This window comes from Microscilla marina ATCC 23134 (genome assembly GCF_000169175.1).
In the GTDB taxonomy this organism is placed as follows: Bacteria; Bacteroidota; Bacteroidia; order Cytophagales; family Microscillaceae; genus Microscilla; species Microscilla marina.
The window spans coordinates 40,395-61,213 of the sequence record NZ_AAWS01000054.1; the positions used below are offsets into that span (position 1 = coordinate 40,395).

The window sequence follows — 20,819 nt, forward strand, 5'->3', positions numbered from 1 at the left end:
TACGAGGTTTCGATCGGGCGTGGAGACACTGCCCTCCGAGGGCAAGCTCGGAGCAGGCGAGGCGGAAATATGGTTTTTCGGGGGTATATTCTCTTAAATAGCTTTTTATAAGAAAACCCTGCTTGAAGAACAGCTTAAAGCTAATGGCTAAAGGCTTTAGGCTGTAGAAGCTACGGACTGCCGACTCCCAACTAATAACTAAATAAACACAAGAAAATAATGTCTGATAATAGAGTATATATATTTGATACAACCCTTAGAGATGGCGAACAAGTGCCCGGTTGTCAATTACAAACATCTGAAAAAATTGTAGTAGCAAAAACCCTCGAAAAACTAGGGGTAGATGTCATAGAAGCTGGTTTCCCAATTTCCAGCCCTGGCGATTTTCAATCAGTCATAGAAATATCCAAGGCAGTAAGCAACCCCATTATTTGTGCCTTGACCCGTGCCAACCAGAAAGACATTGAGGTAGCGGTTGACTCATTGAAACACGCCAAACGCAAACGTATTCATACAGGTATTGGAGCTTCTGACTACCACATCAAGCACAAGTTTCGCAGTACCCGCGAAGATATCATGGAGCGAGGCATAGCTGCAGTAAAGTTCGCAAAAAAATATGTAGAAGACATTGAGTTTTATGCTGAAGATGCCGGACGTGCTGATTTAGAATTTTTAGCCCGCATGCTCGAAGGCGTCATTGCGGCAGGTGCTACTGTAGTCAACATTCCAGATACTACCGGGTATTGCCTGCCCGAAGAGTATGGCGCCAAGATTAAATATTTGGTAGACAATGTCAAAAATATCGACAAGGCGATCATATCGGTACACTGCCATAATGATTTAGGCATGGCAACCGCTAACTCTATTGCCGGGGTGATTCAGGGAGCCCGCCAAATAGAATGTACCATCAATGGGGTAGGAGAACGTGCTGGTAACACCTCGCTCGAAGAAGTGGTTATGATTATGAAAACCCACAACGACCTCCACCTTGAAACTGAGATAAAAACTCAAGAGTTGAACTCAACCAGTGGGCTTATCTCTCGTTTGATGCGTATGCCTGTACAGCCCAACAAGGCTATAGTAGGACGCAATGCTTTTGCCCACTCCTCAGGAATCCATCAGGATGGGGTGCTTAAAAGCCGCGAAAACTACGAAATTATCGACCCTGCCGATGTAGGCGTGGCTAATTCGTCTATTGTGCTTACAGCGCGTAGTGGACGTGCCGCCTTGAAACACCGCCTGGAGCTATTGGGGCACCAGTATGAGGGCGAAAAGCTGGACGAAATCTATCAGCGTTTTTTGGTAATGGCAGACAAGCAAAGAGAAATCAGAGATGAGGATTTACTTACTTTGGCGGGTGATACTACGTTGGCAGACAGCCAGGTAACGCTGAAGTCTTTGAACGTAACTTGTGGTACTACTACTCCAAGTGCTACCATTGAGGTGATTTATCAAGGGGAGTTGAAAAAAGGTACAGCCAAAGGCAACGGACCTATAGATGCCGCAGTAAATGCCCTGCATACTATAGTGGGGCAACGTGTAGCGTTAAAAGAAATCTTGATCCAGACTATTACCAGTGGCAGCGATGATCTTGGGAAGGTGCACGTGCAGCTTGGGCGCGATAGCCTGGTGTATTATGGTTTTGCTGCTCATAGTGACATTGTACTTGCTGCAGTCAATGCGTATATTGATGCACTTAATAAGGTACCAGTAAAGGTAGAGGCATAGGTGAAGGCCTGGCAGGTTTCAAAAATATGTCAGGCATCAATAACTCTAAAAAAAGGTTTTATAAGTAAAACTGGGTAGTATTTGCCCTACAGATGGAGGGTATACCCATTAAAATCTAAATCCCTGCTGACTTAAGTTTTTAGCTTAAGTCGGCAGGGATTTTATTTAAAATATTATCTTGTTTTTTTAAGCGACGGCAACTCTGACCAATATGCCACTAAAAAAGTTTTCAATAGAATTAATTGCTCCTTCTACCCAGTTTTTAACATGCCCAAATGCAGTTTCTAACCATTGAACAATGTTACTAATCAGGGTGGTAACAAAGTTTACCAAACCATTGATCAAGCCACTAAAGAAAGATAAAATACTATCTGAAGCTGCCACAATTGCATTTTGAGCCTCAGGGTGCCTCTCTCCTACATCAATCATCTTGTCAATGTACTTGTCAATTGCTTGATTGGCATTTTGTTTGGCTTTGTTGCGTTGTTCGTTCATTCTTTGCTTGAACTTCTCAAAATCCTTATCCTTTACATAGCCATTAGTATTTTGATCAAGCGCTGTTTTTTCCCCATTAGTAAAAGATTTAAGCGTGTTCTCATACTCTTTAGTGTATTTTTTGGCCTCTTCGGGTAGTTCTGTTGATGCACTCTTGAATGAAACCAAGGTGTTGAGAGGGTAGCGAGTAGTTTGCCCTGATTGAAAGTGATGTTTAAGTGCCAACATAGTTGCTTTGAACTCGGTTGTTTCCATTGTTGCAGTAATCATAATTTTGGGGTTTAAGGTAAATTGCTTACTCTGTTGTTAGGTTTTCAGCATCGCCTGGTTATCAAGTAACTACACTTTGTAGTGTTGTTTGATATTACAAATGTAGCAGAGAAGGGAGAGGTTTATAGGGGTAAATCTACCTGTTTTGAAGAAGCTATATATATAGGTACTTTTACTTATTGAACCCTTTACATTTATTGACAGAAGATTATCTAAAACGCGAAATGAGTTTGCTAAAAAAGGTTTTGAGTCAGACCATTAATAGTGGTAGCAGTGATCTTGGGAGCAATTTGGAGGCTTAAGAAGCTCTACCCTATGGGTGTTTTGTGTGTTTTACAGATCTATTATTTTGTTTAAAATTGTAAACTTTCTGAAAATCATACTCCAATAAGTTGTCATCAGCAACACGTGAGGGAGCCAGATGCTTCACGTGCGTTCAGTATGACCAAAACATAAAAAAATGAATGGCAATTGCTTTGTTTATATCACTACCAAGCCTCCAGGCTTGTGTCCAGCATAGCATTTGTTTTTTACAAAAACATGGAAGCAAGATGCTTCCCCGATAATAGACACAAGCCTGGAGGCTTGCGTCAGATTGGGCTATAGCTTGCAGATTTTTTGTTTGATAATCAGAACTCACCGGATGAAGTGATACACTAGTGAATATACTTGAGCTGACGATAATGAGGCTTTTGCCAGAGTGAGGTTAACAAAAAAAACCTCTTACAAACTATGTTCATAAGAGGTTTTTAGTATTTAAAGAGTCGGGATAGCAGGATTTGAACCTGCGGCCCCTTGCACCCCATGCAAGTACGCTACCGGACTGCGCCATATCCCGTGATTGCTTAAAAGCGGATGCAAATATACATACGATTTTTTGAATGTTGCAAATCATTACTTAAAAAAAATAAAAAAAACAGACAGACGTTTCCGCCTGCCTGCCTGTTCTGTTTTGAATGAAATGATGTTATAAAACGAAAAAACGCTTTGCGCCAATCATATAACAATAAAGTCATTCAACAATCTATTTAGTGATCTGGAAAAAATAAGATGTGCTAATTTAAGAAAATATATTGTTCTCAGACAATTCAAAAAAAACGGTGCATAGCCAAAGCTATGAGGCTTTTTTTTTGAGAAGAATGAGGGCAATAGATACACTTTAATGGCTCAAATTATTTATGAAAGATCACTTATTAGATTTTTCTTTTTTCTCTTTTAACTCCTTAAACTTAGACCCCTTCTTAGCCCTTGGGAACGTGTTGTTTTTAGTGTCAATATCGGCAGTCATTTCGTTCGGATCTAACTGAAACGATTTTACTGGCTTGTCGAAGATCAACCCTTTGTATACCTGATTGGGGCTTTTTCTGAATATTTCAGCCGGCACTTTTACCAACTGCTTGCTGCCATCTACAAAGTTTGCCTGAATAAACAAAGGCATAATATTACCTCCAATATTTTTCACTTTTACTGAGTAGTAATATTTACCTGGCTTCAGCATCGCCATTTCTTTATCAGTCAGGCGTAAGCCAAAACCTTTGCTTAAGCGTTCTCTTAAACCATTAAACTTTTTGTTGGCAAAAGCCTTGTGTTTTAAACCTCCTGCTGGAGCTTCTACCGTTTTACCCGATTCAGAGAAAGCAAAAGCCTTTACGTTGTCAATGCTCATATCTACCGGAAGCGTAGAGTAGAACCATCCCCGCCAAAACCAATCCAGGTCAACCCCTGAGGCATCTTCCATCGTGCGGAAAAAATCGGCAGGCTTGGGGTGTTTAAAGTACCAACGCTGAGAGTAAGTTTTAAAAGCATGGTCAAACAACTCTTTGCCCATCACTACCTCACGCAAAATGTTCAATGCAGTAGCAGGTTTGCCATAGGCATTGTTGCCAAACTGTGGAATAGACTCAGAGTTGGTCATAATAGGAACAATCTTGGTGGGGTCGGTACGCATGTAACGTACAATGTTTTTGGCAGGTCCACGGCGGTGAGGGTAAGTTTTTGGGTAATCGGCTTTAGCCCAGCTCTGTAATGGAATTTCTTTTTCAGAAAGGAACTGTAAAAACGAGTTCAAACCCTCATCCATCCAGGTCCACTGTCTTTCGTCTGAGTTTACAATCATCGGGAAATAGTTGTGCCCTACTTCATGAATAATCACCGAGATCATGGCTTTGCGGGTACGGGCTGGCACAGTACCATCGGCACGAGGGCGCCCACCGTTGAAACAAATCATTGGATACTCCATACCAAATATAGGCCCATGTACCGACACTGCTACTGGGTAAGGGTAGTCAAAGGTATACTTAGAGTAAGTTCTGAGGGTGTGTGCCACTACTTGCGTAGAATATTTGCCCCACAATGGATTACCTTCTTTGGGGTAATAAGACATCGCCCATATATCGTTGTTTCCTACTTTTACCTTCATCGCATCCCAGATAAACTTACGAGAGCTTGCCCAGGCAAAGTCACGTACATTTTTAGCCTTGAATACCCAGGTTTTGGTACCACTGGCTTTGGTTTTTTCTTTGGTTTCTACTTCTTTTTGGTCTACAATCAGCACAGGGCTTGTGGCAGAAGCAGCTTTCTTTAAACGGTTCAGTTGGTCAGAAGTCAGCACCTTTTTGGCATTTTGCAATTCACCAGTTGCCCCCACAATATGGTCAGCAGGAGCCGTGATAGCTACCTCATAATCGCCAAATGTAAGCGCAAACTCACCATTGCCCAAAAACTGCTTGTGTTGCCATCCGTTTACGTCGTCGTATACACACATACGAGGAAACCATTGGGCTATTTCATACAAGTAGTTGCCATCTTTAGGAAAATACTCGTACCCACTGCGGGAATTGGTTTTTTTTGCATCTACAATCTTGTGTTCCCACTCTATAGAGAAAGTCATATTTCCTCCTTTAGCCTTAAGGGGTTGGGGCAAATCAATGCGCATCATTGTTTTGTTAATGACATACTTCATTGGTTTACCACTTTTGTCTTTTACACTTTTGATTTTGCAACCCCACTCAGAAGCTTGTCCTACAACAAGGTTGATCATGCCAAAGTTTGGTCCATCGTTGAGTCGGGTGTTTCGAGTTTCAAAAGCATCAGACCCTTTCTTAAAACGGTTTTGGTCTATCTGCACCCACAAATATTTAAGATTGTCGGGCGAATAGTTATAATAAGTAATGGTTTCGGCACCCGTTAATATATGTTTTTTTTCGTCTAAAGCCACCTTAATTTTATAATCAGCTTTTTGTTGCCAGTATTCGTGCCCTGGTGCCCCCGACCCTGTGCGGTAATTGTTAGGTGTGGGTAATAGTTGCTCTAACTGCGCAAATTTCGAACTTACATAAGGCTTGTCATGTTGCGCCATTGCAGTAACCGAAAAAAGGCTTAGAAATAAACACAGAAATCTTTTCATGATGTTATAAGGTTTTAAAATTGAAATTTTTTATCGAACTCAAGATCAGCATCACTACTTGTGTTGCCACAAACAGCATCACTTTTCTAATAGTACAAAAATCAAGCTGCTCCCCCTAATCGCTGAAATATCAAAAACAAAGAAATGCCTAAAGCTGCACCCGAAAGTAACACATTCCAGTCGTGTTCTTTCTTTTGAAGTTGGCGAGTAAAAAGAAAGGATAGTAACAAAATTAATAAAACTATTACAATTTGACCTATCTCAAGTCCAATATTGAAAGCCAGCAATTTAAAAATCAGGTCGCTGATGCCTCCTGAGATAGATTTGAACTGCCTGGCAAAGCCTAAACCGTGAATGAGGCCAAAGCAAAAAGCGATGCCATACCTGATCAAAGCCTCTCGGGTAGAAGGCTGAGGAGTTGTTTTAGGTAGTTTTTGCCCAAGGTTCACAATGGCAGTTACCAAAATACTAAACGCAATCAGTATTTCTACGGTAGTAGTGTTACTGGTAACATAACCCAAGCCTGATATGGCCAGAGTAAGTGAATGCCCCAGGGTAAATGCTGTCACTAAAATTAAGATTTTACGCCAATCTTTGAGTTGGTAAATAGCCATCAGTGCTACTACAAATATGATATGATCCTGGGCATCGAGTGCTATAATATGCTCAAAACCGAGGTCAAAGTACATTTTAAATTGCGACCACATAATAAAATTAAAAAGTATAAAGGTTGGTAATACAGTCTGGGCAAATATCAGATATAGTTATTGGAATAACAAAATAGTTTGGAGCTTCTACTACCTCAAGTTTTAGTGATTAGCTTGAGACTGTTTGTCAAACATGTAATTGATTTTATAGTTCATAAACCTCATTTAGCATGTTCCATATATCTATGTGATGTTTGTTGTTATACCTTAAAGCTTCCATGTTAACTAGCAGGTACAAGCTATGTTGTGGGACTTCAATATGTTGAAAGTCAATAGGCTTAAAAAAGTTTTGCATGACAAGCCTGTAAATACGAAACCTTTGGGTTGTATCAGTATCTTCTTGAGGTTTTGCTGCACCAATAAAGGCAAAGGATGCATCTTCCCGATTATGGTATAAACTTATCATGATTTCTACACAGGTTTTTATGATTCTTGTTGCCTCTGTGCTAGAATAACTCTGGGTAATTAAGTTATACTTATCTTTACTATGTGTAGCTTTTTTTGGGTAAAACTTAATAACAAAAGTATCTAGTTTAAATTCTTCAACTTCAACAATAAACTCATCTTTTTTGAGATCTTTAAATTTGAAAAGGTGGGTTTGAATGAGTGGGGATAAACCTTGACTGTGGTTTTTTTTAGTGCCTAGGCGGGTAGTAGGATAAAACTTTTCAAACATATACCAAGCTTTGGTTCTTGTTGGTAAATAAATGCAAACAAAGGCTTACCGGTAGTTGTAAGCCTTGTTACGCGAGTTCCATAAATCTTCTTCTGTGAGGATAACCATTCCTGATGGTATACTTTGTCTATCAACAACTGAATCAAGAAGTAAAAATTGATCCTTAATATCTTGGTTAGTGTCTTGAATAAGATTATTTATATCCAATAAATTTTCTACAAAATGTTGAAAAGATTGAGGGAATGCATCGAACTCTCCTGTATTCTTTAAATTATTAACATCGTGTTCAATACCTTTAAGTTTGTTGATGGTATTATCGTAATAGTGACAAAAATATCGAGCAAGATGATAGTTTTTCTTGTTTACTTTTATAGGATTATTTTTACCAAAAACAAGCTGAATATTTTTTTGATGAATCTTCTTTGAAGCAATAATAACTAAATTACCAAAAAAAAATAAAACTCGTGAAGTTACTGAGAAGCTTGTTTTTGTTATGGCATTATTTGCGAAGTTTGCAAGCTTTTGCAAACTATCATTGCCCCTTAAATGAATTGGTATATTTGTAGCCTGCATAATATTTATAAGACTTTTAATAGAAAGCAAAGTTATTGCTTTTAATAACGAATAACAATAAATACATGGTGCATTTTAAAAGTAATTATTAGCTTTTAATTGAATTGGTTTTTATTAAGACTTATACTTATTGTTTTTGTAATCCAAGTTTGTTTGCACAAATTGTTCTAGGCGACAATATAGGCAAAGGGTGCAAGAAATATTGGTAAAATGCTGCTTTTTGAATGCGGGTAAAGACCAGAAACCAACTCAACCAAACTTTCCCCGGATATAATTTTGGGTTTTTTCGGACGCAGGACTTTTGAAAATTCTGGAAGTTTCATCGTACTCTTCCAGGTCACCCAGATAGAAAAAAGCTGTTTTGTCGCTTACCCGGCGGGCTTGTTGCATATTGTGAGTCACAATGATGATGGTAAAGCGTTCTTTGAGCTCCATAATCAAATCCTCGATTTGCGAGGCTGAAATAGGATCCAGGGCTGAAGTAGGCTCATCCATCAAAATAATGTCGGGTTGAATGGCAATAGTGCGGGCAATGCACAAACGTTGCTGTTGCCCCCCGGAAAGACCCAGGGCCGATTTTTTCAGGTTATCCTTCACTTCATTCCAAAGGGCCGCCTGCTTAAGCGATTTCTCGACTCTTTCTGTGAGGTTTTCCGTCATACCATTGACGCGCAATCCATAGGCTACATTCTCAAAAATAGACTTTGGAAAAGGTGTAGGTTTTTGAAATACCATGCCTACATTTTTTCGCAACTCGTTGATGTTTAGTTTTTTATCATAAATATTTTGACCATCAATCAAGACTTCCCCTTTTACTTTGGCTCCCTCTATCAAATCGTTCATTCGGTTGAGCACCCGCAAATAAGTAGATTTTCCGCAACCCGAAGGACCTATCAGGGCGGTTACCGTGTGTGCATCTATTTGGGCATTGATGTTTTTAAGTGCCTGAAAATCGCCGTAAAAAAAATCAAGGTTACGGGTAATAATCTTTGCCTCAGCAGTCATATTTTTTGCGGTTTTGTCAAGGTTTAGACCCTGCTCAGGAAGCGAGTTTTGTGAGCTCATATCGTTAAACTTTAATTTTTTTATTGAGTCTTTTTCTATACCAATTGGCCAACAGGTTGAGACCAAAAACCAATATCAACAAAGTAAGTGCGGTGCCGTCGGCATAAGGGCGGGCCTTTTCAATGTCGGTACCACTCGTAGAAATCACATATAAATGATAAGGCAGTGCCATTGTTTCATCATAAATAGAGGTGGGCATTTTGGGGAGAAAATAAGCCGCCACCGTAAAAAGGATGGCGGCAGTTTCGCCGGCTACCCTCCCAACTGCCAAAATAACCCCGGTTACAACGTTGGGCAAAGCCGCTGGGAGAATAACCCGCCAAATGGTTTGCCACTTGCTGGCTCCCAGAGCATAGCTGGCCAGTCGGTAGTCATCCGGAATAAACTTGAGGGACTCTTCGGTAGTGCGGATAATGATGGGTAAGATTAAAACTCCTAGGGTTAAACACCCCGACAAAATGCTCACTCCAAAGCCCAGACCGTTCACAAAAAAAGCCATGCCAAACAAACCAAAGACAATGGAAGGAATACCTGCCAGGTTATTTGTCATGAGCCTGACAAATTTTTTGAACCAATTTTGGTGGGCGTATTCGTTCATAAAAATACCCGCCAAAATGCCCATGGGGAAAGCCACCAGGCCACTTCCCACAATCAAAATGAGGGTTCCCATAATGGCCGGAAAGATACCTCCTTCGGTCATGCCGTTTTCTGGCACTCCCGTAAAAAATCCCCAACTCAATACACTGATTCCATTGAAAAAAATATAGAAAAAGACACCAATTGAAATAGCACCTACCAGCACCGTAATAACCATAAAAGTGGTAAATACTATTGTTTGCTTCTGTTGTTTGCTTTGTGACATTGCTAAATAATGAATAGTTTTTATTGTTAAGCTTGCTCTTTCTGGGTTTTTATCTATTTCTGGGTTTTTTTTGCCACAATCCATTCGGCCAGCAAATTGAGCCAAAAGGTTAAAATAAAAAGCACACAAGCCAGCATAAAAAGCGCCCGGTAATGAATGCCCCCCTGGGCTGTTTCGCCCAGTTCGGCGGCTACAGTAGAGGTAATTACCCGCACCGAATCTAAAAACGAAGAAGGCATTTGAGCCGCATTACCAGTGACCATCAACACAGCCATTGTTTCGCCTATGGTGCGCCCCACTCCCAAGATAGCCGCTGACACAATGCCCGAAAGGGCATAAGGAACAATTACTTTGAAAATGGTTTGTAAGTGGTTGGCTCCCAGAGCAAAACTAGCTTCTTTGAGTTCACGGGGCACCGAACGGATGGCATCTTCTGAAATGGTAATAATGGTAGGCAATGAAATAATGCCCAAAATAATACTTCCGGTCAGGGCAGTTTCTCCCATATCCAGGGCAAAAGTTTTTTGGATAAAAGGAACAATCACCACCAGCCCAAAAAAACCATAAATCACCGAGGGAATCCCCGCCAGAAGTTCTATAAAAGGGTTAATAATGTTTTTTACTTGCTTGTTGGCAATTTCTACCAAATAAATGGCGGCAATAATTCCGGTAGGAATTGCGAACAACAAGGCCCCAAAACACACCAGCAAGGTGCCCACAATAATGGGCAACACCCCAAAACTATGTATGGGTTCTGAGGTAGGGCGCCACTCTTTGCCCCTAAAAAAAGCCTCGATGCTCATATGCTCGGTAGGAATGAGGACAAACTTGTCGGGCATAAATTTTTTAGGCATCACCACCACCAGGTTTTCCTTGTTTTGGGCATAGGTAGTTACCAGGTCTTTTAGTTTGCTAAATGCCTCTCCCAAGTCCTGGCCTTTCAGGTGTTTTTCTATGTCTTCCGAACTAAAAGTCTCAATGGACTGGTTTTTACCCCCAAAGGTTTTCCAGTTTTTTTCTTTTTTTGAAAAAATAGCCTTCAACTGGTCAATGCTGAGCTGGCGTACTGGGTTTTGGGGGTGCACTGCCACCGTATAGGTTTTTTGCATTGGTGCTTGCCGAAATAGCCCCAGCCCCTCCCGAAACAAAAAAAACACAATGAGGAGCACCACAATGGTAGTAGCGGTGCCACTGGCATAAATGACAGCTTCAATAATTTTTTCAAATATCTTTTTATGGGTCATCATACAATAGTTAGAAGTTAGCGATTGGGTATGTAACCAATGTCTTTGATTAGTTTTTGTCCAGTGGGCGAATACAGGTATTGCATAAAATCAACCACCTTAGTGGTTTGGCTTTGGTCGTAGTAATAAAACAAGGGGCGGGAAATGGGGTATTTTTTTTGTTTGGCGTTCTCAAAAGTAGGCATTACAAAGCTTTTGCCCTGATCGAAAGAAACCGCCAATGCTTTGGTTTTGGACGAGATATAAGCCAGGCCTATGTAACCAATGCCGCCTTTGGTTTGGCTCACCGACTGAATAATGGCCCCATTAGAGTTAAGTGATAAAACCGTATTGTCGTATTCAGAGCCGTTAAGTGCTTTCTTTTTGAAATATTCATAAGTACCCGAACTTGTTTCGCGGGAGTAAGCCACAATATTGCCAGGGTCTCCGCCTACTTCCTGCCAGGTTTTTATTTTTCCGGTAAAAATACCTTCAATTTGTTCACGGGTAAGTTTTCTGACAGGGTTGGAAGGGTGCACCACCAAAGCCAGGGCATCATGTCCAATAATATCTTCTTTTATTTTTTTGTCAGTGGCCTGGATCTTAAGCTGCTCCGAGATTTTGATTTGCCGCGAGGTCATGGCAATATGGGTAGTGCCATTGATCAGAGCAGCAATGCCTACACCACTGCCCCCACCGGTAACCGTGATGCTGGCTTTTGGGTATTGTTGCATAAAAGTTTCGGCCGCTTTTTGCGAAATGGGCAGCACCGAGTCACTTCCTTTGATTTTGAGCGAGGTTTTTTTGCGGCTACATGCCTCTGTTCCTGCTAAAAGTACAATTAAAAGAATTAATCGAACAATAAATTTCACAAGTATAGTCTGTTGGGTTAAAAAAAAATCAAGCTAAGCAAACTATGGGGTTTTGGCTGAAGGATATTGTGAAATTTGTATTAATTTTAAATTATCGAAACTATAAATCAGCTTGTTGGTCTGGTCTTTTGACCTTACTTTAGCCTACACTTGTTTTTTAATACTTTGCTACCCAACATGAATAATATAGACACCCCCAATCCCGATTTACGCCAAAACCCACAAGAGGTACAATACATTTTTGAAGAAGACAACCTGCAAAAATCAGAACCAAATAAATATACCCCTGCCGATCTTGGTTCAGAAGAAATGGTGCTCAACCTGGGACCTCAACACCCTTCTACCCACGGCGTACTGCGCCTGGAATTAATTACCAATGGAGAGTACATTGTAGACGTAGTGCCTCACCTGGGCTACTTACATCGTTGTTTTGAGAAACATGCCGAGGCGTTGCCCTATAACCAAATTATTCCATACGTAGATAGAATGGACTACATTGCCGCTATGAACTCAGAACATGCGTATGCAATGGGGGTAGAGAAGATGTTGGGCATCAGCGATAAAATCCCGAAAAGGGTAGAGTATATCAGAGTATTGGTAGCTGAGCTTAACCGTTTGGCGTCTCACTTTGTGGCTTTGGGTACTTATGGGGTAGACATTGGTTCGTTTACGGTGTTTATGTGGATGATGCGTGACCGTGAGCATATTTTGCGTTTGTTAGAATGGTTGAGTGGTGCCCGAATGTTGTACAACTATATTTGGGTAGGAGGACTGTTTTATGATTTGCCAGTAGGTTTTGAAGAGCGTTGCGCAGAGTTTGTAAAATACCTGAAACCAAAAATTATAGAAACCCAGCAAATACTGATAGAAAACAAAATTTTTGTACAAAGAACCGCTAAAGTAGGTGCCTTACCCCTTGATTTGGCCATTAACTATGGGGTGTCAGGCCCTATGCTGAGGGCGTCAGGCTTAAAATATGACTTACGCAGGATAGATGGTTACTCGGTGTACCCCGAACTAGACTTCGACATACCAGTAGGCAAGGGTGAAATGGGTACCCAAGGCGATTGTTGGGACCGTACCTGGGTAAGATTACAAGAATGTTTTGAATCGGCAAAAATCATAGAACAATGCATTACACGCCTTACCACCGACCTTAAACGTACCCGTGACTTTGACCCGCAGGCATTGGTACCCAAAAAAATACGCCCCAAAGCAAACGATTTTTATGTAAGAGCCGAAAACCCTAAAGGAGAGCTAGGGTATTATTTTAGGGCAGATGGCAGAAGTGACAAGCCTTTTCGCTGCAAAGCAAGGTCTTGCTGTTTTGTCAATTTATCTGTGTTGCCCGAAATATCGCGGGGCACTATGATTGCCGACCTGGTAGCCATTGTAGGCTCACTTGACATAGTATTAGGAGAAGTAGATAGATAAGGAATGGTGAAAAAATAAATTACCGATTTTGAGGTAGGGATTTTATTCTGAGATGAGGCACTTTTTGCAGGTGTAGCCGTAGCTACGGCTAAAAAAAGTAACGAAGTATCAGGGTGAAAGAGCATCTCCAAACTGAAAAGTTATTTTTTTTCCGTTCCTAAAACAACAAAGATTTTGTAATTTAGATGCGCTAAGACAAATAAACTGTGCAAGGGTATACCCACCTTGGTGTTACCTGCTATTGCCAGTACATAAGAAAGACTAATAAGATAATATTTAAACACAATTTTATATGAGTCACAACCCTAAAAACCCATCGTGTCAAACCTGTGGAATGCGTCATAAGGGTGTTTTTTCAAATTTAGATCGGGATAATCTTGCAGAAATATCTTCACAAAAGAGTTGCAACCTTTACCGCAAAGGTGATGTCATCTTTCACGAAGGAAACTATCCCTTGGGGCTTTTTTCAATATTTAGCGGCAAAGTAAAAGTTTTTAAAACCTCTGAAACGGGCAAAGATCATATCTTGCGGCTTGCCGGAGCTGGCGAACCTTTAGGATATCGTTCGTTGGTGTCGGGAGAAAAGTACGAAGTATCGGCTGCAGTGTTAGAAGATACCCGGGTGTGTTTTATACCCAAAGCGTTATTTTTAAATACGTTGCAGGGCAGTAGTAACCTAACGGGGCGGGTCATGGAGTTTTTGACTAAAGACCTGAAGCTTGCCGAAAGTAAAATTGCTGACCTGGCCCAAAAAACTGTAAAAGAACGCGTGGCAGAAACTATTTTAATGCTGAAGCAATTTTATGGAATGGAAAGCGATCACAAAACCATCAACGTGAGTTTGTCGCGTGAAGATCTGGCAAACCTAGTAGGTACCGCCACCGAAACCTTGATTCGGTCTTTGTCAGAGTTTAAGAAAAATGAAATAATTGACCTGAAAGGAAAAAAGATAATCATATTGAATGCCAAAATTTTAGAGAAAATAGCCAACATTTTCGATTAAAAAACAGTCATTCTTCGGAATATTGTATTAAACATCATATTGATATATGATGTTTATCATTTTATGTGGCAGAGCAAAAGGCTACCTTTGGTATAACTTACTCTTATTGTATATATCTTTCTGAACGAATATGTTGGATAAAGCACAAAATATACCGACAAATGCGTGTGACCACTGCGCATTTGCAAGCACAACCACTGAACGCAAGGCCTCATTTTCTGATAGTCGCAAGGAAATGATCATTCGTTCCAACGATTTTCTGTTTAAAGAAGAACAGTTGGCAATGGGGATTTTTTGCGTAGAAGCAGGCACTTTACTTACCCTAAAGCAAGCAGAAAGTAAAGCTACAGTGTTGAATGTAATAAAGCCAGGGCATATCTTAGGCACCAATGCCATTACCTCTGCCACCTATCAATACTCTGTAAAAGGACTCACTGACGCCAAGGTATGTTTTATTCCTAAACCATTGGTAATAAAACTCATGAACGAGCATTTGCCCTTTAAACTTGCCATCATGAAAGCCCTTTGTCAAGAGATAGAAGCTACTCAGCAAAAGAGTTTATCGTTGATTTATAAATCAAGCAAACAACGCATTGCCACTCTATTGCTCGAAGTAGCAGACACTATCAGGAGTCAATCGCGTGAAAAAGCATCTATTTACTTTGTTCCCGAAGAGTTTGCCGGGTTGGTAGGCATTGCTGCCAAAAGCTTGATGAAAATACTGCATGAGTTTGAGCAAAAACAATGGGTACAATGCCGAAAAAATCAGCTCATGGTATTGAATGCCAACGCGTTAGGTAAACTGTTATGAGCTTTTGGCTGGCTAGAAAAAACTCCTTGACGGGTAACATGACTAAACGGCGGAATGATTTGAAAATCTCCAATGACTACATCATCGTCTACCCGTACAAAGTTACCCAACTTAGTGTTAAGCCCGAGGCGCACCCTGTCGCCAAGTTGTGCTCTGTGCCCAACAATACTACATTCTCCTACAGTGATTGAGTTGCCCAGTGTACATTTTAAACCAATAGATGACTTAAACCTTACTTGTACATCTTGTCCTATTTGCGTGTCTAAGCCCACACTGCAGTGCTGGTCAAATATGGTGTTTTTGCCAATCCTAATCCGTCCTACTTTTATAAATTGTTGATTTTCTGATATTTGATTGGTTCCCAGTAGTATACCATCACCAAAGTATACATTTTCGCCTATGTCCAACAATGGAAGGTCACGCAACCAGGCATTGGGGTATATGGTAAAACGGGTATTGCCCTGGTAGCCAAAAGTGCGAAAGAAAAGGTGTTGTAGAGAAGCATCAGAAAAAATAACGTTTAATCGGGCAGGGTCATACATATAATTCCGCAAATGCTGGGTATAAGTAACGCGGTATTGGTAAGTAACTTGGTTTACATCCCTTTTAAACCTTCCTGTTTTGATGCCAGCTACAGCTTGAGTAAAACCTGTGTTTGCCTGAAGGGTTAATAACTCCTCTTCGATTTGATTGCCTGAAATAAACATTGCTATAAAAAAATAAAGTGAATAATCTTTCCATAGCTTTATAACCTAGTAGCTGCCATAGTTAACAGTAGCAGCGTATCTTGCCAAAGCAAAAAAGTCAGGCAGTAACCAACGGCTATTGCCTGAACTTATCCCTGTTTAATCAACCAAATCCATCACTAACCAACTGTGCATGAGTATCCATGCACTCTTCAAAAGTAGAATATTAAACGTAATGATGCAATAAGGTAATTGATATGTTTACAATTTGCTTTATTGATGAAACCTGACCGTGCGAAGGTTACACTAAAAAGCTAAGGTGTTGGTGGGCAATAGTTTAGAGGTTTCATCGCAGAGATTATCCATTTTTTTGTAATGATTGATATGTTTCCTGTTTTTTTTGAAAGAAGAAAGGTAAAAACTTCTCCCAATCCCGTCAGTTGTATATATTGATTAATTATTACCAAACTCCCAATTGATGCTCAGACTACTGTACCCACTATATTTGATTTGTTGGCTTACCTTGTTGGCAAACGCCCAAACCATTCGCAACCCCTCATTTGAAGGTACACCTGGCACTTCTACTGTGCCTGTTCATTGGTTGCCTTGCCAGTTGGGGAGCACCCCAGATATACAGCCAGGCTATTGGCTGGTAACTTTGCCACCGTCTGACGGCAAATCGTACTTGAGCCTGGTATGCCGTTACGATAGTTGGGAGGCTTGTCAGCAGCAGCTTTCTCAGCCTTTGCTCATGGGCAAGTGTTACCAGTATACTATAGATTTGGCTTATTCGCCCAATTTTGCCGGAAGCTTCGGGGCAGTAGCTCAGCTCAGGGTATGGGGAGGTACTAAAAGCTGTAAACAAAGCGAGTTGTTGTGGGAGTCGGGGCCAGTAAAAAAGACAGCGTGGCAACGATACCTGGTAGAACTTGCCCCCCAAAAAGCCAACTACCCCTTTATAATATTGGAAGTGTACTATGTAAAAGCAACCCGTTATGAGGGCAACCTCCTGCTCGACAACTTTAGGTTCAAGCAAGAGGTGCCCTGTCAGTTTTAGTCATTGACCTGCAGTAGTACTCCAGACACTACATCATGTTTGTTTAATCTTTCACTCTTGAGAAGCCAATCGTAGGGCGGTTTAGCTCAGTGAATTACTGGAAGCTTTGGGTAAAAAACTATCCCCATGCTTTGTCTTCAAACTGTTTTTTACGAATTTGCTTGCTATACTATTCTGCGAACCCAATTGAAATTGCTATGGCAAACACCAATCAACATCCTGAACAAATTGCGCGTGATAAGATAGATCAACTACTACAACAAGCAGGCTGGGCTGTGCAAGCCAAAAACAAGGTAAACCTCAACGCAAGCCAAGGCGTAGCAGTACGCGAATACCAAACCGACGTAGGACCTGCCGACTATGTGTTGTTTGTAAAACGCAAACCTGTAGGCATTATAGAAGCCAAACGCGAAAAAGAAGGGCACCACCTCACAATGGTAGAAGAACAGTCGACCCAATATGCCCATGCCAAACTAAAACACCTCAACCATGACCCTTTGCCCTTTGTATACGAAAGTACGGGCACGCTTACCCGCTTTACCAACTACCACGACCCCAAGCCCAGAGGCAGGCGAGTATTTGGATTTTATACCCCCCAAACCCTGACCCAATGGCTGGAAGACTATCGCAAAAGTGGCAAAACTTTGCGAGGTAATTTGCTCGATATGCCCACCCTAAATACTGCAGGTTTGCGTCCAGCGCAAATAGTTGCCATCAATAATTTAGAAACTTCTTTTAAAGAAAATCGCCCCAAGGCATTGATCCAAATGGCTACAGGAGCGGGCAAAACTTTTACTGCCGCTACTTTTATATACCGCTTGCTCAAGCACGCCAATGCCCAAAGAGTGTTGTTTTTGGTAGATACTAAAAACCTAGGCGAGCAAGCCGAGCAAGAGTTTATGAAGTTTCAGCCCAGAGACGACAATCGCAAGTTTACCGAGCTATACAATGTGCAACGCCTGAGCTCTAGCCACATAGCCCCCGACAACCAAGTGTATATAAGCACCATTCAACGGCTGTACTCTATACTCAAAGGGCAAGAGCTAGACGAAAGCGCCGAACTCGACCACCCCAACGAGTCTACTTGGCTGCAAAACCAACTGCAAAACAAAGCCCCTATGCCTGTGGTGTACAATCCCAAGTTGCCCCTGGAGATGTTTGATTTTATAGTAGTTGACGAGTGCCACCGCTCTATTTATAACCTCTGGAAACAGGTGCTCGACTATTTCGATGCCTTTTTGGTGGGGTTGACTGCCACGCCCGACAAACGCACCTTTGGTTTTTTTAACGAAAACGTAGTGAGCGAATATACCTATGAGCAATCGGTGGTAGATGGGGTAAATGTGCCCTATGATGTATATTTGATAGAAACCGAAGTGTCGCAAAAGGGGGCTACTATAGAAGCAGGCTGGCAGGTAGACCGCCGCGACAAGCTCACCCGCCGCACCCGTTGGCAACAAGAAGACGAAGACACCATATATACCAAAAACAACCTCGACAAGAAGGTAGTAAACCCCAGCCAAATACGCCACATCATACGGGAGTTTAAACGTGCCCTACAAAAAGACATATTCCCGAAACGCTACGATGACCAAGGCGAATACCAAGTGCCCAAAACCCTCATTTTTGCGAAAACCGACAGCCACGCCGATGATATTATAAAAATGGTGCGCGAAGAGTTTGGCGAAGGCAATGACTTTTGCAAAAAAGTGACCTACAAAGCTCAAGAAGACCCCAAGTCGGTGCTCAACCGCTTTCGCAACAACTATTACCCCCGCATAGCAGTAACCGTAGACATGATAGCCACCGGCACCGATGTAAAACCCCTAGAGGTGCTCTTGTTTATGCGCGATGTAAAAAGCCGCAACTATTTTGAACAGATGAAGGGGCGAGGCACCCGCACGGTGGGCGATGATGCCCTAAAGCAAGTATCGTCAGCGGCGCAGCACAAAACCCACTTTGTGATTGTAGATGCGGTGGGTGCCACCAAATCTAAGAAAACCGACAGCCGCCCCCTAGAGCGCAAACGGTCGGTGGCAACCAAAGACCTGCTAGGCGCAGTGGCTATGGGTGCCAGCGACGAAGATTTGTTTTTGTCGTTGGCAAACCGCCTTGTGAGGCTCAATGGGCAACTATCGCCTACCGAAGCCGAAGGCGTGCTAGAGCATTCGGGCGGCAAAAGCCTGCCACAAATGACCAAAGAGCTATTGGCGGCTTACGACTCTGACACCATAGACACTGCTGCTCAAGCATTGATGCAAAGCCAGGGCTTGCCCAGCCTGGAGATGGCGCGCGAACAGGCGCAAGCGCAATTGATAGAAACTGCTGGAAGTACCTTTAACGGAGAGCTCAACGAATACTTAGAAAACGTGCGCCGCGAACACGAGCAAATCATTGACCACATCAACCTCGACCAAGTAACCAAAGCCGAGTGGGACACCAGCTCTACCGACCGTGCCCAAGCAATGGTGCAAGACTTTAGCCAATATATGGCAGACCACAAAGACGAGATCGAGGCATTGAGCATATACTACGACCAACCCCACCAACGCCGCCACATTACCGAAAAAATGGTGAAGGAGGTGCTAGCCGCGCTCAAAGCCGACAAACCCACCTTGGCTCCTTTGGTGGTGTGGGAAGCCTACACTGCTTTAGAAAAGGTGAAAGGCAGTCGCCCCGAAAAAGAACTCACGGCTTTGGTGGCGTTGTTGCGGCGCATTACGGGGCTCGACTCGGTACTTACGGCGTATGACAAAACCGTAGACCGTAACTTTCAGGATTGGGTATTTAAACGACATTCGGGCTCTAGCCCTAAGTTTAATGAAGAACAAATGCAATGGCTGCGCATGCTCAAAGACCATGTTGCTACGAGCTTGTATGTAGATATTGACGACCTAGACTATAGCCCCTTTGATGCGAAGGGGGGCAGGGGCAAAATGCAAAAGTTGTTTGGCAACCAAATACAGGCAATTATTGAAGAACTAAACGAGGCGTTGGTAGCTTAATGCTTACTTTTGATGACTATTTGACAAAATGAAACACAAAGAACTCACCCACAAAATTATAGGTTGTTGTATGAAGGTGCACTCCACTCTGGGTGGTGGCTTTCAGGAGGTGATTTACCAACGTGCCCTCAAAATAGAAATGGCTAAACAAGGGCTTGCCTTTGAGCGCGAAATGAGTATGAATATTTACTACGATGGCGAACACATTGGCACACGTCGGGTAGATTTTTTTGTAGAGGGTACCATTATGCTGGAGCTCAAAGCAGTGGCTCGTCTGGATGATAATCACCTTAATCAGGCTATGAATTATTGTCAGGCGTATAACTTACCCATTGGGCTCTTGATCAATTTTGGAGGTAAAAGCCTGGAGTACAAGCGAGTGTACAATATTCATCATCCAGACAATCAACAAAAGAAATAATAGGATGAGTAGGATGTACGGATGAATAGGATGGTTGTGCTAAGGGCTCACATATACAAAACATAATAGGATGAGTAGGATGTATGGATGAATAGGATGGTTGTGCTAAGTAATCCTAAAAATCCGTGCATCCTACGCATCCTAGTAAAGACAGTTGAGTAGGATAATAGTACTAAGGGCACAACGTTTACGGGCTAATTTACCTGCTCGAAGAAGTCAAGTAATCCTAAAAATCCGTGCATCCTACACATCCTAGTAAAGACAAGTGAGAAAAAGAATAAAAAAAAGCAAGAGAAACAATGAGAGAAGATTGGATTGAAGTTGAGTTGATAGAAGTTTGTAATGTTAATATGGGACAATCACCCCCATCTTCAAGTTATAATTTTGAAGGTAAAGGACTCCCTTTTTTTCAAGGAAAAGCAGAGTTTACTAATTTACACCCCGAAGTAAGCAAGTGGTGTGATGAGCCTAAAAAGAAGGCTGCTGTAAATGATATTTTGTTATCGGTAAGGGCACCTGTGAGCG

17 protein-coding genes, 1 tRNA gene and 1 pseudogene are annotated in these 20,819 nt (G+C 41.8%); 8 read left to right on the forward strand and 11 right to left on the reverse strand.

From position 1 onward, the window contains the following. Window positions 1-219 precede the first annotated feature (219 nt). A complete protein-coding gene (locus tag M23134_RS31115) occupies window positions 220-1,728 on the forward strand; it encodes a 2-isopropylmalate synthase (protein WP_002703438.1) in 1,509 nt (502 codons plus the stop codon). Between the two features lie 186 nt (window positions 1,729-1,914). Here the strand turns inward: M23134_RS31115 and M23134_RS39200 are convergent, their stop codons facing one another. The 10 genes from M23134_RS39200 to M23134_RS31165 form a co-directional block, all read right to left on the reverse strand. After that, complete coding sequence (locus M23134_RS39200) at window positions 1,915-2,493, reverse strand: hypothetical protein (protein WP_002703439.1); 579 nt, start codon at window positions 2,491-2,493, stop codon at window positions 1,915-1,917. Between the two features lie 764 nt (window positions 2,494-3,257). Next, window positions 3,258-3,331 (reverse strand) — tRNA-Pro (locus M23134_RS31125). Window positions 3,332-3,679: 348 nt separating this feature from the next. Then, on the reverse strand, window positions 3,680-5,899 hold the full coding sequence (locus tag M23134_RS31130) for a M1 family metallopeptidase (RefSeq protein ID WP_045114699.1): 2,220 nt from the start codon (window positions 5,897-5,899) through the stop codon (window positions 3,680-3,682). A gap of 101 nt (window positions 5,900-6,000) precedes the next feature. Then, entirely contained in the window at window positions 6,001-6,606 is a 606-nt protein-coding gene (locus M23134_RS31135) for a HupE/UreJ family protein (protein ID WP_045114700.1), read from the reverse strand. A 145-nt stretch (window positions 6,607-6,751) separates the two neighbouring features. Further along, entirely contained in the window at window positions 6,752-7,282 is a 531-nt protein-coding gene (locus M23134_RS31140; protein ID WP_002703445.1) for a hypothetical protein, read from the reverse strand. Window positions 7,283-7,327: 45 nt separating this feature from the next. Beyond that, window positions 7,328-7,855: a hypothetical protein gene (locus M23134_RS31145; protein WP_002703447.1), complete on the reverse strand. Its 528-nt coding sequence runs from the start codon at window positions 7,853-7,855 to the stop codon at window positions 7,328-7,330. Between the two features lie 249 nt (window positions 7,856-8,104). Further along, a complete protein-coding gene (gene pstB, locus M23134_RS31150) occupies window positions 8,105-8,860 on the reverse strand; it encodes a phosphate ABC transporter ATP-binding protein PstB (protein WP_045114711.1) in 756 nt (251 codons plus the stop codon). Window positions 8,861-8,924: 64 nt separating this feature from the next. Then, a complete protein-coding gene (pstA, locus tag M23134_RS31155) occupies window positions 8,925-9,782 on the reverse strand; it encodes a phosphate ABC transporter permease PstA (protein ID WP_002703463.1) in 858 nt (285 codons plus the stop codon). A gap of 53 nt (window positions 9,783-9,835) precedes the next feature. Continuing rightward, window positions 9,836-11,029: a phosphate ABC transporter permease subunit PstC gene (gene pstC / locus M23134_RS31160; protein ID WP_002703466.1), complete on the reverse strand. Its 1,194-nt coding sequence runs from the start codon at window positions 11,027-11,029 to the stop codon at window positions 9,836-9,838. Window positions 11,030-11,043: 14 nt separating this feature from the next. Beyond that, window positions 11,044-11,877, reverse strand: a complete 834-nt coding sequence (locus M23134_RS31165) for a PstS family phosphate ABC transporter substrate-binding protein (RefSeq protein ID WP_002703468.1) — start codon at window positions 11,875-11,877, stop codon at window positions 11,044-11,046. Between the two features lie 177 nt (window positions 11,878-12,054). On the opposite strand from M23134_RS31165, the gene M23134_RS31170 reads away from it, so the two are divergent. The 3 genes from M23134_RS31170 (at window position 12,055) to M23134_RS31180 (ending at window position 15,125) form a co-directional block, all read left to right on the forward strand. Next, on the forward strand, window positions 12,055-13,311 hold the full coding sequence (locus tag M23134_RS31170; protein WP_045114701.1) for an NADH-quinone oxidoreductase subunit D: 1,257 nt from the start codon (window positions 12,055-12,057) through the stop codon (window positions 13,309-13,311). Between the two features lie 292 nt (window positions 13,312-13,603). Next, a complete protein-coding gene (locus M23134_RS31175) occupies window positions 13,604-14,314 on the forward strand; it encodes a Crp/Fnr family transcriptional regulator (RefSeq protein ID WP_002703472.1) in 711 nt (236 codons plus the stop codon). A gap of 130 nt (window positions 14,315-14,444) precedes the next feature. Beyond that, a complete protein-coding gene (locus tag M23134_RS31180; protein ID WP_045114702.1) occupies window positions 14,445-15,125 on the forward strand; it encodes a Crp/Fnr family transcriptional regulator in 681 nt (226 codons plus the stop codon). Here the strand turns inward: M23134_RS31180 and M23134_RS31185 are convergent. Further along, window positions 15,080-15,832, reverse strand: a complete 753-nt coding sequence (locus tag M23134_RS31185) for an LbetaH domain-containing protein (protein ID WP_002703477.1) — start codon at window positions 15,830-15,832, stop codon at window positions 15,080-15,082. The two genes, M23134_RS31180 and M23134_RS31185, sit on opposite strands and share 46 nt — an antisense overlap. 457 nt (window positions 15,833-16,289) lie before the next feature. On the opposite strand from M23134_RS31185, the gene M23134_RS31190 reads away from it, so the two are divergent. From M23134_RS31190 to M23134_RS31205, 4 genes and pseudogenes are all read left to right on the forward strand, one after another. Continuing rightward, entirely contained in the window at window positions 16,290-16,868 is a 579-nt protein-coding gene (locus M23134_RS31190; RefSeq protein ID WP_045114703.1) for a hypothetical protein, read from the forward strand. A 197-nt stretch (window positions 16,869-17,065) separates the two neighbouring features. Beyond that, the gene (locus M23134_RS31195; protein WP_002703481.1) at window positions 17,066-19,873 is read left to right on the forward strand and encodes a type I restriction endonuclease subunit R; all 2,808 of its coding nucleotides are present in this window, start codon (window positions 17,066-17,068) and stop codon (window positions 19,871-19,873) included. Between the two features lie 28 nt (window positions 19,874-19,901). Next, a complete protein-coding gene (locus M23134_RS31200) occupies window positions 19,902-20,294 on the forward strand; it encodes a GxxExxY protein (RefSeq protein ID WP_002703483.1) in 393 nt (130 codons plus the stop codon). A 299-nt stretch (window positions 20,295-20,593) separates the two neighbouring features. After that, a pseudogene (locus tag M23134_RS31205) lies at window positions 20,594-20,819 on the forward strand (restriction endonuclease subunit S); the annotation flags it as partial.